Genomic DNA, 14218 nt, shown 5'->3' with positions numbered 1-14218 from the left:
GGCCCGCGCGCAAACACGCTCGGGCGGACCCGGTGCCTCGTGCGCCGAGGACACCGGGCCCGCGAGCCGGGCAGGCGAAGGGGGAAGGCGACTGCCCGGATGGTGCTGGCTTGAGTGGGAACCGTGGTGCGACAACGTTGTCTTGGTGGTCTGTACATGACTCTACCGCTCCAACCGACAACGATGTCAAGCAACTTGGCCCGCGCCCACCCATGTGAGTGGCGGCGCGCGCCGGGGGAGCACGGGGTCTTCCGCTGTACCACCGGCGCGCGTTACTGTCCCTGCGGCTTGTGTGATCCGTGGTGCGCGACCCGTCCGGAGGAGGAGGGGCCGCGTCATGCGCTTCCGTTCCCTGTCCCTGCTGCTGGCCGCCGCACTCGCGGCCGGCGGAGCCACCCCCGCCCTCGCGGCGGCCACCACACCCGGGAGATCCAGTCCCGCCCTGGTCGAGGACCCCACGCCGTACGTCGATCCGCTGATCGGGACGAAGAACGGCGGCGACACCTTCCCGGGTGCTGTCACCCCCTTCGGCATGCTCTCCTTCAGCCCGGAGACCACCCGCGGCGACGCCACCCGCACGACCGCCCCCGGCGGCTACCACTACGACGCCACCCGCGTCCGCGGCTTCAGCCTCACCCACATGTCGGGCACCGGCTGCGCGGGCGGCAGCGGCGACATCCCGTTCTTCCCGTACGCCGGCCAGGTCACCACCTCACCGGCGAGCGACACCAAGGACGCCGTCTACGCCTCCGGTTTCCAGCACACCGACGAGACGGCCGAGCCCGGCCACTACAAGGTGGGCCTGGCCTCCGGCGTCACCGCCGACCTCACCGCCACGGCCCGCACCGGCTCGGCGCGCTTCACCTACCCCGCGGACAAGCCCGCCTCGCTGCTGATCCGCACCGCCAACTCCGAGGTCGGCTCGACCGACTCCTCGGTCACCATCGACCCGGCCACCCGGACCGTCTCCGGCTCGGTGACCTCCGGGAACTTCTGCGGCTACCTCGACCCCGAGGGGCAACGCGCCTACTACACCCTGTACTTCACCGCCCGCTTCGACCGGCCGTTCAAGGCGACCGGCACCTGGCAGGACGACAAGGTGAGCCCCGGCGCGACCTCGGCCACCGGCGGCACCGGCGGCTTCTCGCACGGCGGGCGGCCGGTGGCCGGCAAGGGCGCCGGCGGCTACGTCGAGTTCGCCCCGGGCACCGGCCCGGTCGGCGTCAAGGTCGGCATCTCCTACGTCAGCCGGGCCGGCGCCGCCGCCAACCTCGCCGCCGAGAACCCGCCCCGGCGCTCCTTCGACTCCGTGCGGGAGGCGGCCCGCCGCGCCTGGCGCGAGCGGCTGGGCGCGATCCAGGTCGGCGGCGGCACCGCCGACGAGCGCACCACCTTCTACACCGCGCTCTACCACGCCCTGCTGCACCCGAACGTCATCAGCGACGCCGACCGCCGCTACCGGGGCGCCGACGGCAAGGTGCACACCGTCGGCCGCGGCCACCAGGCGCAGTACGGCACCTTCTCCGGCTGGGACGTCTACCGCGACCAGGTGCAACTGCTGACGCTGCTCAATCCGCGCACCGGCTCGGACATCGCCCAGTCCCTGTACGAGCTGGCCCGGCAGAACGGCGGCACGTGGGACCGCTGGCTGCACGGCGCGAGCGGCACCCACGTCATGAACGGCGACCCCTCACCCACCGCGCTGGCCGGCATCCGCGCCTTCGGCGGCACCGACTTCGACCTCGAGGGCGCGCTGGCGTCCCTGGTGAAGGCGGCCACCGTACCGACGGAGCAGGACCTGTCGGCGGCGGGCAAGCCGGTGCTCTCCGCCGGCCAGCGCCCCTCGCTCGACAAGTACCTGAAGCTGCACTACATGCCGTCCGTCTCCAACGCCTGGGGCGGCGCCGCCGAGACCCTGGAGATGTCCACCGCCGACTTCTCCCTGTCCCAGCTCGCCGCCGCGGCCGGGCAGAGGAAGACGGCGGACGCCTTCGCCGGCCGCGCCCAGTGGTGGCAGAACAACTTCAACATCGCCGCCACCGACTCCGGCGGCTACATCGCCAACCGCAAGGCCGACGGGAGCTGGGTCACCGGCTTCACCCCCGACACCGGCAACGGCTTCGTCGAGGGCACGGCGGCCCAGTACACCTGGATGGTCCAGCACGACCCCGCCGGGCTGTTCGCGGCCATGGGCGGCCGGGACAAGGCCCTCGCCCGGCTCGACGCCTTCTTCCACACCGCGGACGGCGGCTGGGCGTTCACCGGCGGCGGTGGCGACAAGGCGGCCATGGACAACGAGCCGTCGATCAATGTCCCCTACCTGTACGACTACGCGGGCGCGCCCTACAAGGCCCAGGAGACCGTCCGCGCCGCCATGCGGCAGCTGTGGACGACCGAGCCCGGCGGCATCCCCGGCAACGACGACCTCGGCGCCATGTCGTCCTGGTACGTCTTCTCCGCCCTGGGCATGTACCCGCAGGTCCCCTCCCGCTCCGAACTCGTCCTCGCCTCACCGCTGTTCGAGCGCGCCGAGATCCACCGCCCGCACGGCGGCGACATCTCCGTCCGCGCCCGGGGAGCGGCCGCCGGATCGCCGTACGTGCAGTCCCTGAAGGTGAACGGCCGCACGAGCGAGCGGCCGTGGCTGCCCGCCTCCTTCGTCCGTGACGGCGGACGCCTGGACTACACCCTCTCCTCCACCCCGAACCGCGCCTGGGGCAGCGACCCGGCCGCGGCGCCGCCGTCCTTCCGGCAGGGCGAGCAGCCATACCAGATCGGCGTCGGCCCCACCACGGCGACGCTCGCCCCCGGGGAGAGCACCAAGGTCTCCGTCCGCGCCCTGTCGCTGAACGGCGGGCAGGGCCCCGACGTGCGCTTCCGGGTCGAGGCACCGGCCGGTGTCACGGCGAGCCCCGCCGAGGGCACGGTGACCGGCGGGTCCCAGGAGATCACCCTGAGCGCCGGCAAGGACACCGCGCAGGGCTTCTACGACGTGTCGGTCACGGTCACCTCGGGCGAGCAGTCCTACGAGCAGCCCGTGGCCCTGACCCTCGCGGCACCCGGCACCCTGCTCGCCGCCCGGAACAACACCGGCGTCTCCGACGACGCGGGCGACCACGACGAGGCCGACTTCGACGGCGGCGGCTGGAGCTACTCCCGGCAGGCCCTCGCCGCGGCCGGTCTCACCCCGGGCGGGCAGGGCACGGTGGACGGCCTGGCCTTCACCTGGCCCGACTCGCCCGGCGGCCGCCCGGACAACGTGTCGGCGGCAGGCCAGACGATCACCCTGACCGCCCCCGCGTCGGCGCTGTCCTTCGTCGGCAGCGCGGTCAACGGCAACCAGCAGACCAAGGCCACCGTCACCTACACCGACGGCACCACGGCCACCGCCGACCTCTCCTTCACCGACTGGACCGTCGGCGGGGGCGGCGGCACCGTCCAGTACGGCAACACGGTCGTCGCGAGGACGGCGTACCGAAACGTCGCGGGCGCCGACAAGGACCCGGTGGCCACCTACGTGTTCGCCACCCGGCCCTTCGAGGCCCCGGCGGGCCTGCGGATCCGGTCGGTGAAGCTGCCGTCCGACACCGACCTGCACGTCTTCGCCCTCGCGGTGAAGTGACCGGCTGAAACGACCGCGTGAAGCGACCTGCCGAGCCGGGCGGGAGCAGCACGAAGGGGCGGGCCCGCCAGGACCCGCCCCTTCTGCTGTGCCGCACACCGGGTGTGCGTCAGGCCAGCAGCTCCACCTCCGCCAGCGTCGAGGCACCGTCGAGCACCAGCCGGTACTTCTGGTAGGTGCCCGGCGAGGCGATCGTGAACGGCCGGGTCTGCTTGTCCCAGGCGAAGGACTCGCCCGAGCGGCGGTCCACCGTCTTCCAGTGCGTGCCGTCCGAGGACGCCTGGAGCGTCCAGCCCGCCGGGGCCTTGCCGCGGTCGCCCGACGAGGTCAGCGTGTACTGGAGGGCCTTGACGGAGCCGGTGACCGGAAGGTCCACCTGGGTCACCGTCGCGTCCGTCGACGAGGTGTCGTCGAACAGCGCGCCGTCGCCCTTGAGCACGTCCGCGCGCGGCGCCGGCGCCTTGTCGCCGGTCGTGATCGACACGGGCGCGGCGTTCTCGGCCGTGCCCCACTTCGACGGCCGCGGACCCATGTCGAACTCCAGCACACCGCCCTTGGAGAGCAGGGAGTGCGGCAGGTCGGTGGAGTTCCACTTCTTGCCGTTGAACCGGACACCCTGCACGTAGATGTTCTTCGCGCTGTTCCTCGGCGCCTTCACGACCAGGTCGTGGCCGTTCTCCAGGTGCACGGTCGCCTTGGTGAACAGCGGGGAGCCTATGGCGTAGTCGCCGCTGCCCATGACCAGCGGGTAGAAGCCGAGCGAGGAGAAGAGGTACCAGGCCGACTGCTCGCCGTTGTCCTCGTCACCGTGGTAGCCCTGGCCGATCTCGCTGCCGACGTAGAGCCGGGAGAGCACCTCGCGGATCTTCTCCTGCGCCTTCCAGGGCTGACCGGCCGCGTCGTACATGTACGTGACGTGGTGGGCGACCTGGTTGGAGTGGCCGTACTGGCCCATGCGCACGTCCCGCGCCTCGGTCATCTCGTGGATGATCCCGCCGTAGGAGCCGGCGAACTCGGAGGTCGCCGTCTCCGGGGTGGCGAAGTACGTGTCGAGCTTGTCCGCCAGGCCCTTCCGGCCGCCGTACAGGTTGGCCAGGCCCCGGCTGTCCTGCGGGGCGGTGAAGGCGTAGCCCCAGCCGTCGGTCTCCGTGTAGTCGTAGCCCCACACGCGCGGGTCGTACTTCGCGGAGTCGAGGCGCCAGTTGCCCTTGGCGTCCTTGCCCTGGAAGAAGCCCGCCTTCGGGTCGAACAGCTTCACGTAGTCCTGGGCGCGGTTGAGGAAGTACTGCGCCTCGTCCTTGTAGTGCTTCTGGCCCGTCTTCTTGTAGAGGGCCTCGCCCATCTTCGCGATGCCGTAGTCGTTGACGTAGCCCTCCATGGCCCACGACAGGCCCTCGCCGGTGGCCGTGCTGGTGTAGCCGAGGAAGGGCGAGGTGCTCATGCCCTTGCGGCCCACCCCGGAGGACGGGGGCACGACGGTGGCGTTCTTGAGGGCCGCCTCGTACGCCGCCTTGGCGTCCATCGGGACACCCTTGACGTACGCGTCGGCGAAGGCCACGTCCGAGGAGGTGCCGGTCATCAGGTCGGCGTAGCCGGGGGAGGACCAGCGCGAGGTCCAGCCGCCGTCCTTGTACCCCTGCACGAACCCGTCGACCATCTCACCGGCCTGCGAGGGCGTCAGCAGCGAGTACGCGGGCCACGTGGTGCGGTAGGTGTCCCAGAAACCGTTGTTGACGTACACCTTGCCGTCGACGATCTTCGCGCCGGTGTGCGTCGGCGTGTCCTCGGCGGTCATCGCCGAGAACGGGGAGGCGTACCGGTCCTTGCCGCCGACCTTCTCGAAGCCCGAGTTCGGGTACAGGTAGAGCCGGTACATGCTGGAGTACAGCGTGGTCAGCTGGTCCGGCGTGGCGCCCTGGACCTCGACCTTGCCGAGCAGCCGGTCCCACGTGCGCTGGGCGCGTGCCTCGACGGTGTCGAAGGCGGTGCCGTCCGGGATCTCCTGGCGCAGGTTGTCCTTCGCCTGGTCCACGCTGATGAGCGAGGTGGCCAGGCGCAGGGTCACGGCGTGGTCCTTGCCGGTGTCGAAGCGCAGGTAGCCCTTGACCCCGCTGGAGGAGCCGTCCTGGACGGGCTTGTCGAAGACGCCGTAGACGAAGAGCCGGGTGGCGCCGGTGGACAGCCCGGACTTCACGTCCGAGTAGCCGGTGACGACGCCGTGCTCCTTGTCCAGCGTCAGGCCGCCCTGGTCGGTGACGTTGTCGAAGAGGACGCTCGCGTCGTCACCCGGGTAGGTGAAGCGCAGCGCCGCCGCGTGGTCGGTCGGGGCCATCTCGGCCTTCAGGCCGTTCTCGAACCGCACGCCGTAGTAGTAGGGGTGCGCGGTCTCGTTCTCGTGCCGGAAGGGCAGCGCGCGGGCGGTGCGGCCGGTGTCCGGGGTGCCGGACGCCGCCGACGGCATCACCTGGAACGTCTGCCGGTCACCCATCCAGGGGCTCGGCTCGTGGCTCGCGGCGAACGCCTGGACGGTGGGCAGGTTGTCGCTGTTGTTCGCACGTGCGTATTCGTACAGCCAGCTCTGCGAGCCCGCGTTGGTGACCGGGGTCCAGAAGTTGAAGCCGTGCGGCATCGCGGTCGCGGGGAAGTTGTTGCCGCGCGAGAAGCTGCCGCTGGAGTTGGTGCCGCGGGTGGTCAGCGCGTAGTCGGCCAGGTGCGCCTTGGGCCGCTCGGGCGCGGCCCGCTTGATCGACACGTCGTCCAGCCAGCCGCGGAACTTCGCCGGGCCGCTCGGGGAGTCGTAGGCGAGCAGCACGCGGTCGACGGTCTTGCCGGCCGCGACCGACCCGATCCGCGAGACCACGTTGTTCCACTGGTTCACGTACAGCGTCTTGGCCGCGCCCTGCGCCTGCGGGCTCAGCCCGAAGCCGTGCTGGTCGGTGGCGCCCAGCCGGCTCAGGTAGGTGCCGTCGGTGAAGGCGAGGTCGACGGAGACGTTCGTGGCGTCGTAGTCGCGGTCGCCGTCGGCCATCGACGGGAAGAGGCGGTAGGACAGCTGGGTGTCCCGGGTCACCTTCAGGTTCACGTCGAAGATCTTGTTGTACGAGTAGGCGCGGCCCTTGGCGGTGTGCCGGCCGGCGTAGCGCAGCGCCCGCTTGCCCGTGTAACCCGCGCCGGCCTTCGCGGTCGGGGAGCCGCTGGGGCCGCGGTCGACGAGGGAGAGCATGTCCTGGGGGACCGTGCCGCCGTCGTCGCCGGTGGAGAACTGGACATCGGCGAGCTGGAGTATGTTCGAGGCGCCGTTGTTCTTCGTGATCTCCAGCCGGAAGTGCTGGTACTCCGCGGGCGCGGCCAGATCGTACGTCTTCGTCTGGAAACGCTGGGCGAAGGACTCGCCGGAGCGGCTGTCGACGCTCTTCCAGTCCTTGCCGTCGGCGGAGGCCCGGAGCGTCCAGTCCTTCGGGTCACGCTCGCCGTAGTCGTTGGCGGAGGTGAGGGCGTAACGGGTGATCTTCACGGGTTTGTCGAAATCGAACTCCACCCAGCCGGTGGACTCGAAGGTGAGCCACTTGGTGCCCGGCTCGCCGTCGACGAGGTTCTCCTTGACCTCGCCCGACCCGCTGTTCTCCGAGCTGGCCCGGAGGTCGGTGACGTGGTCGTCGACGTTGCCCGGGATGCCGGTGCTGTAGCCGCCGTCCACGCCCGAGGCGCGCTTGCCGCCGCCCGGGGCGGTGTCGACCGTGCTCAGCCAGTCCGGTGCCGGGTCGCCGGACTCGAACGAGGACGCGAACTCCCGGTCGGCCGCCGGGGCCTTGCCGGGCAGGGCGACCGCCGCCCCCTGGGATCCGGCGGCCAAGACGAAGGCGGCCGTGACGACGACCGCCGGACCCCATCTGTGCCGTACTCTGCGCTGCATACGAGGGCACCCTCCCTGGTTCTCCAAAGCGCCGGACAACGTTGTCAAATTCGGCGCAAGCTCCAGTAGGGAGTCAAGTGGCCAGAGATGTCAAGGGTGTTGGGTGCGGCATTCGGGCGTGAAGTCCCGGATATTTCCGTCAAGGGACCCCACAGGGGGTTCATATTTCCGCGAGGTCTCAACTCGGAAAAGACCGACAGTGAACCTTGCGTTCGATCTTGCTCCGTCCGCCTGAAGTGGACTATACCTGTCGGCGTCCGTGAAGCCGTTCGACCGGTCGGCGGCGGACCCGGGGGGAGCCGGAAAGGTGGTTCGACGTGCGAAACGCGTCGGCCTCCTTGTTTTCCCAGCGATCCCGGTGGATGACGCACGAAGTACTTATTGCACGAGCTTGGCCTACCGCGGTGCCGGGGAGGATCCGGTTCACCGCCTGAGTCCTGGAGAAGGCGAGGACTTGCGCATGGGATCCACTTCCGCCGAGAACCACGGGGGCGTCGGCCGCCGTTCCCTGATCAAGAGGTCCGCGGCCCTCGGTCTGGTCTCCGTACCCGCGATGAGCTTCCTGTCCGCGTGCGCCAGCGGCGGCGGCGACGGCCAGGACAAGGCCAAGGCGGGCAAGAAGACGGCCAAGAACCCGCTCGGCGTCAACGACACCGCGCAGATGGAATTCGTCCTGTTCGACGGCGGCTTCGGCTCCGAGTACGCCAAGGACGCCACGCAGATCTACCAGAAGAGCTTCCCGAAGGCGAAGGTCAAGTTCACCACCACCCAGAAGATCCAGTCCACGCTCCAGCCCCGCTTCAACCAGGGCAACCCGCCGGACCTCATCGACAACTCCGGCGCCGAGCAGATGGACATGGGCGTGCTCGTCGGCAAGAACCAGCTCGCCGACCTCACCCCGCTGCTGGACGCCCCCTCCTACGACGACCCGGCGAAGAAGGTCCGCGACACGCTGCGGCCGGGCATCGTGGAGATGGGCCAGTTCGACGGCAAGCCGGTCTGGATCCTCTACTACGCCTACACGGTCTACGGCGTCTGGTACTCGCAGAAGGCCCTGGACTCGCTGGACGAGAAGTACCCCGAGACCTGGGACGAGATGATCAAGGTCTGCCAGAAGGCCCAGAAGAAGGGCATGGCGGGCTGGACCTACGCGGGCAAGTACCCGTACTACCTCCCCTTCTCGCTGTACCCGATGATCGGCAAGGTCGGCGGCCGCGAGGTCCTGGACGCCATCGACAACCTGGAGCCCAACGCCTGGAAGCACCCGGCCGTCAAGGCCTGCTTCGAGGCGTACTACGAGCTGTACAAGCGGGGCTTCATCCTCAAGGGCACCCCCGGTCTGGACCACATCCAGTCGCAGACCGCGTGGGCCAAGGGCAAGGCGCTGTTCATCCCGAACGGCTCCTGGGTGGAGAACGAGTCGGCGAACGTCATCCCCTCGGACTTCAACCTCGCCGTCTCCGCGCCCACCGGCCTCGACAGCTCCGACAAGATGCCCTTCGGCACGATCTGGGCCTCCGGCGGTGAGCCCTTCATCGTCCCGGCCAAGGCCGCGAACACCGAGGGCGGCATGGAGCAGCTGCGCATCATGCTCAGCGAGGCGTCCTCGAAGAACTTCACCGCCAAGGTGAAGTCGCTGACCGCGTACAACGGCGGCACCACCGGCATCGACCTGACCCCGGGTCTGAAGTCGGGCGTGGCCGCGCTGGAGAAGGCCGGCTCCAACGTGCTGAACCCGCGCCTGCAGGACTGGTACGTGCAGCTGCAGAAGGAGAAGATCGGTGTGGCCGGCCTGGGCGAGATGATGGCCGGCCGCGCCACCCCGGCGGAGGCCATCAAGAAGATCCAGGGCTTCGCCGACGAGGCCGCCAAGGACACGTCGATCAAGCACTACAAGCACCAGTGAGGGTCTGTCACCAGGGTCCGCCCGGCGGTCGGTCAGGCCGCCGGACGGGCCCTGGCGGCACCGTCCGCCCTTCAGATCGGGGTCGCTAGCAATGCAGCACGGCAAGTACCGGTTCATCGTGGGGTTCCTGGTGGTACCCCTGGGGCTGTACGCGCTCTTCGTCATCTGGCCGTTCATCCAGTCCATCTACTACTCGTTCACGGACTGGACCGGCCTGAGCCCCGACTTCAAGATGGTCGGTGTCGACAACTACAAGAGGATGTTCGACGACGAGATCTTCTGGAAGTCGCTGCAGCACAGCCTGCTGTTCGCCCTGGTGCTGCCGGTGGTGACGATCGGGCTCGCGCTGTTCTTCTCCTTCATGATCAATGTCGGCGGACGGCGCAGGAAGGGCGGCCCGGCCATCAGCGGGGTCCGCGGCTCCTCCTTCTACAAGATCGTCTACTTCTTCCCGCAGGTGCTGTCGATCGCCATCGTCGCCCTGCTGTTCGCCTTCGCGTACAACCCGGACAGCGGAGCGATCAACTCGCTGCTGCGCGGGATCGGGCTCGGCGGTCTCCAGCCGCTGTGGCTGGGCGACCCGGACCTCGCCCTGTGGTGCGTGATGGCCGTGCTCGTCTGGTCGACCACCGGCTTCTTCGTGGTCCTCTTCTCGGCGGCCATGGCCTCCATCCCGGCGGACCTGTACGAGGCCGCGCTGCTCGACGGCGCGAGCCGCTTCACCACCTTCTTCCGCATCACCCTGCCGCTGCTGTGGGACACCGTGCAGTCCGGCTGGGTCTACATGGGCATCCTCGCGCTCGGCGCCGAGTCGTTCGCGGTCGTACAGATCATGACGACCGGTCCCGGCGGCCCCGACTACTCGACCACCGTCATGGTCCTGTACGTGTACCAGAAGGCGTTCCGTGACGGTCAGGCCGCCTACGCCACCACGATCGGCGTCGCCCTGCTGGTCGTCACGCTGCTCTTCTCGGCCGTCGTGATGAAACTGGGCCGGCGCGAGCGGCTGGAGTTCTGATCATGGAAACCACCAAGACCCCCGCCCCCGTACCGGCCGAGCCCGGCGTCGCGGTCGGCAAGACCGGCGCCCCGCGGGAGAAGGCGCCCCGGCAGAAGAGGGAGGGCGGTGTCCTCAACGTCTTCTCGCACGGGGTCCTGATCATCTGGGCGATCATGGTCGTCCTGCCGCTGGTGTGGGCGGTGATGACGTCCTTCAAGTCCGACGGCGCCATCTTCAGCTCGCCCTGGGCGCTGCCCGACACACTGCACTTCGGCAACTGGTCGCGGGCGTGGAACGACGCGCACATGAGCGACTACTTCCTGAACACGGTCCTGGTGGTCGGGGGATCGCTCGTCGGCACCCTGGTCCTCGGCTCGATGGCGGCCTACGTACTGGCCCGCTTCGAGTTCCCGGGCAACCGGTTCATCTACTACCTGTTCATCGCCGGAATGAGTTTTCCGGTCATTCTCGCGCTGGTGCCGTTGTTCTATGTCGTGAACAACATGGGGCTGCTGAACACCATCCACGGGCTGATCCTGGTCTACATCGCCTACTCGCTGCCTTTCACGGTGTTCTTCCTGACGGCGTTCTTCCGCTCACTGCCGAGTTCGGTGGCGGAAGCCGCATTCGTGGACGGCGCCTCGCACACCCGGACCTTCTTCCAGATCATGCTGCCGATGGCGAAGCCCGGTCTGATCAGCGTCGGGATCTTCAATTTCCTGGGGCAGTGGAACCAGTACATCCTGCCGACCGTGCTGAACACCGATCCGGACAAGCGCGTGCTCACCCAGGGCCTGGTCCAGCTGGCCGTCAGCCAGGGGTACAAGGGTGACTGGTCCGGCCTCTTCGCCGGTCTGGTGATGGCGATGCTGCCGGTCCTGGCGGCGTACATCATCTTCCAGCGCCAGGTGGTGCAGGGCCTGACGGCAGGCGCCCTGAAATAGCCTGCCGGGGCTCCCGGCCCCTGCGCCCCCGCCGCCTCCCGAGCCGTCCCCGGCCCGCCGGGGGCGGCTTCGGCGTGCCCGGACACACCCCCGGGCCCTGTCCCGTGCATGCCACCGCGGCTCCCCGCGGTGGTTCGTGTACCCGGAAACGGTTCAACCTCTTGACGGGAGGCAACCCGAACGGCTCATCTTAGAGTTCACTTGTTGGACATGGACGGGGCCTCGCCGGAGCGGCCCCGCGCGCAGGAGGTCGTCGTGGAGACTCCAGGGTCGCAGTCGTCGCTGCACCGAGCCAACCTGGAGCGGGTCGTACGTGCCGTGCGTCTTGCCGGATCCCTCACCCAGGCGGAGATCGCGCGGACCACGGGTCTGTCCGCGGCGACGGTCTCCAACATCGTGCGGGAGCTGAAGGACGGCGGAACGGTCCAGGTCACACCCACGTCCGCGGGTGGCCGCCGGGCGCGCAGCGTCTCCCTGAGCGGGGACGCCGGGATCGTGATCGGCGTCGACTTCGGGCACACCCATTTGCGGGTCGCGATCGGGAACCTCGCCCACCAGGTGCTCGCGGAGGAGTCCGAGCCGCTGGACGTGGACGCCTCCGCCGGCGAGGGCTTCGACCGGGCGGAGGAGCTGGTCAACCGGCTGATCGCGGCCACCGGGGTGGACCGGGCGAAGATCGCCGGGGTGGGCCTCGGCGTGCCCGGACCGATCGACGTGGAATCCGGCACGCTCGGCTCCACGGCGATCCTGCCGGGCTGGGGCGGCATCAAGCCCGCTGAGGAGCTGCGGGGGCGCCTCGGCGTGCCGGTGCACGTGGACAACGACGCCAACCTCGGCGCCCTGGGCGAGCTGGTCTGGGGGAGCGGGCGCGGGGTGCGCGACCTCGCGTACATCAAGATCGCCAGCGGTGTGGGCGCCGGTCTCGTGATCGACGGGAAGATCTACCGCGGGCCCGGCGGCACGGCCGGCGAGATCGGGCACATCACCCTCGACGAGTCCGGCCCGGTCTGCCGCTGCGGCAACCGGGGCTGCCTGGAGACCTTCGCCTCCGCGCGCTACGTCCTGCCCCTGCTCCAGCCCAGTCACGGCACCGAGCTGACCATGGAGGGCGTCGTCCGGCTGGCACGCGAGGGGGACCCGGGATGCCGCCGGGTGATCGCCGACGTGGGCCGGCACATCGGCAGCGGGGTCGCCAATCTCTGCAACCTGCTCAACCCGAGCCGGGTGGTCCTCGGCGGTGATCTCGCCGAGGCGGGGGAGCTGGTCCTCGGGCCCATCCGGGAGTCGGTGGGCCGCTACGCCATCCCCAGCGCCGCGCGCCAACTGTCCGTGCTGCCCGGGGCACTTGGCGGCCGGGCGGAGGTGCTCGGGGCGCTCGCCCTGGCGCTCAGCGAGATGGGGGATTCCACCCTTTTGGACGGGACCCTGGCGGCGGCGGCCCCTGTCTTCACTTAGAGAACGTATGGCACCGTTGCCATCTCGTTAAGGATTTACTTCTTGACGTCGCACGCGTGGCCGAGTTGACTTCCAGCCACCTCGGCCGCAACGACGCGGCCTCGTCAGGGAGGTTTGAGGAAGTGAACACGCGTATGCGTCGTGCGGCCTTCGCCGTTGCCGCTGGTGCCATGGCCGTCTCGCTCGCCGCCTGTGGCAGTGCCAAGGAGTCCAAGGACAGCGACTCCTCCAAGTCGTCCGCCCCGGCCGCCAAGAAGGGCGACGACATCAAGGTCGGTCTGCTGCTGCCGGAGAACAAGACCGCGCGCTACGAGCAGTTCGACAAGCCCTTGATCGAGAAGAAGATCAAGGAGCTGACGAACAACAAGGGCAAGGTCTTCTACAACAACGCCCAGCAGAACGCGAACCTGCAGAGCCAGCAGGTCGACACGATGATCACCAACAAGGTGGACGTGCTCATCGTGGACGCGGTGGACGCCAAGGCCATCAAGAACTCCATCCAGAAGGCCAAGGACCAGGGCATCAAGGTCGTCGCCTACGACCGCCTGGCCGAGGGCCCGATCGACGCCTTCACCACCTTCGACAACGAAGAGGTCGGCAAGGCGCAGGGCGAGGCGCTGCTGAAGGCCCTGGGCAGCAAGGCCACCAAGGCGAGCAAGATCGTCATGATCAACGGCTCGGTGACCGACCCGAACGCCGCCCAGTTCAAGAAGGGCGCCCACGCCGCCCTCGACGGCAAGGTGACCATCGCCAAGGAGTACGACACCAAGGAGTGGGCGCCGGACAACGCCAACTCCGAGATGGAGGCGGCGATCTCCGCGGTCGGCGCCAAGAACATCGCGGGCGTCTACTCCGCCAACGACGGCATGGCCGGCGGTGCCATCACCGCCCTCAAGGCCGCGGGCGTCAACGTCCCGGTCACCGGCCAGGACGCCGAACTCGCCGGTGTGCAGCGCATCCTCGCGGGCGACCAGTACATGAGCATCTTCAAGTCCTACCCGACGGAGGCGAACGTCGCCGCCGAGATGGCGGTCGCCCTCGCCAAGGGCACCGGCCTGGACTCGATCGCCAAGACCAAGGTGGACAGCGACAGCGCCAAGGGCGTCCCGGCGCTGCTGGTCCCGGTCGTCTCGCTGACCAAGGACAACGTCAACGAGACGGTCATCAAGGAGGGCTTCTACACCGCCGCCCAGATCTGCACCGGCAAGTACAAGGCCGACTGCGACAAGTACGGCGTCAAGTAAGCGGTCCGGCCGGGCCCGCGCACCGCGGTCCGGCCCCCTCCGCGCACGAGCGGCCGCCCCGGTCCGCGTACGGCACCTCGCCCGAGGCCGCCGGCACGGGACCCCGGCCGCCCCACGGCTCCGCCGGCGCCCCG

7 protein-coding genes are annotated in these 14218 nt (G+C 69.4%); 6 read left to right on the top strand and 1 reads right to left on the bottom strand.

Features of this window, described 5'->3' with window-relative positions; genetic code table 11:
• Positions 1-337 precede the first annotated feature (337 nt).
• Positions 338-3622 carry a GH92 family glycosyl hydrolase gene (locus AC6I72_RS07095; RefSeq protein WP_498000011.1) on the top strand — a complete coding sequence of 1095 codons (3285 nt, stop codon included), beginning with the start codon at positions 338-340 and terminating at the stop codon, positions 3620-3622.
• 109 nt (positions 3623-3731) lie between these two features.
• On the opposite strand, the gene AC6I72_RS07090 is transcribed toward AC6I72_RS07095, so the two are convergent.
• A complete protein-coding gene (locus AC6I72_RS07090; protein ID WP_498000010.1) occupies positions 3732-7535 on the bottom strand; it encodes a GH92 family glycosyl hydrolase in 3804 nt (1267 codons plus the stop codon).
• Between the two features lie 460 nt (positions 7536-7995).
• On the opposite strand from AC6I72_RS07090, the gene ngcE reads away from it, so the two are divergent.
• The 5 genes from ngcE to AC6I72_RS07065 all read left to right on the top strand — a co-directional run bounded on the left by ngcE (position 7996) and on the right by AC6I72_RS07065 (position 14084).
• Positions 7996-9441, top strand: a complete 1446-nt coding sequence (ngcE, locus tag AC6I72_RS07085; protein WP_498000009.1) for an N-acetylglucosamine/diacetylchitobiose ABC transporter substrate-binding protein — start codon at positions 7996-7998, stop codon at positions 9439-9441.
• A gap of 91 nt (positions 9442-9532) precedes the next feature.
• A complete protein-coding gene (locus tag AC6I72_RS07080) occupies positions 9533-10459 on the top strand; it encodes a carbohydrate ABC transporter permease (protein ID WP_498000008.1) in 927 nt (308 codons plus the stop codon).
• A gap of 2 nt (positions 10460-10461) precedes the next feature.
• A complete protein-coding gene (locus tag AC6I72_RS07075) occupies positions 10462-11385 on the top strand; it encodes a carbohydrate ABC transporter permease (protein ID WP_498000007.1) in 924 nt (307 codons plus the stop codon).
• Between the two features lie 255 nt (positions 11386-11640).
• Positions 11641-12840, top strand: coding sequence for an ROK family transcriptional regulator (locus AC6I72_RS07070; RefSeq protein WP_498004618.1), 1200 nt, complete (start codon positions 11641-11643; stop codon positions 12838-12840).
• Positions 12841-12974: 134 nt separating this feature from the next.
• Positions 12975-14084, top strand: a complete 1110-nt coding sequence (locus AC6I72_RS07065; protein WP_498004617.1) for a sugar ABC transporter substrate-binding protein — start codon at positions 12975-12977, stop codon at positions 14082-14084.
• The last annotated feature ends 134 nt before the right edge of the window (positions 14085-14218 follow it).

The organism is Streptomyces sp. Xyl84, from assembly GCF_059731885.1.
This window is presented reverse-complemented; position numbering and strand designations above follow the sequence as displayed.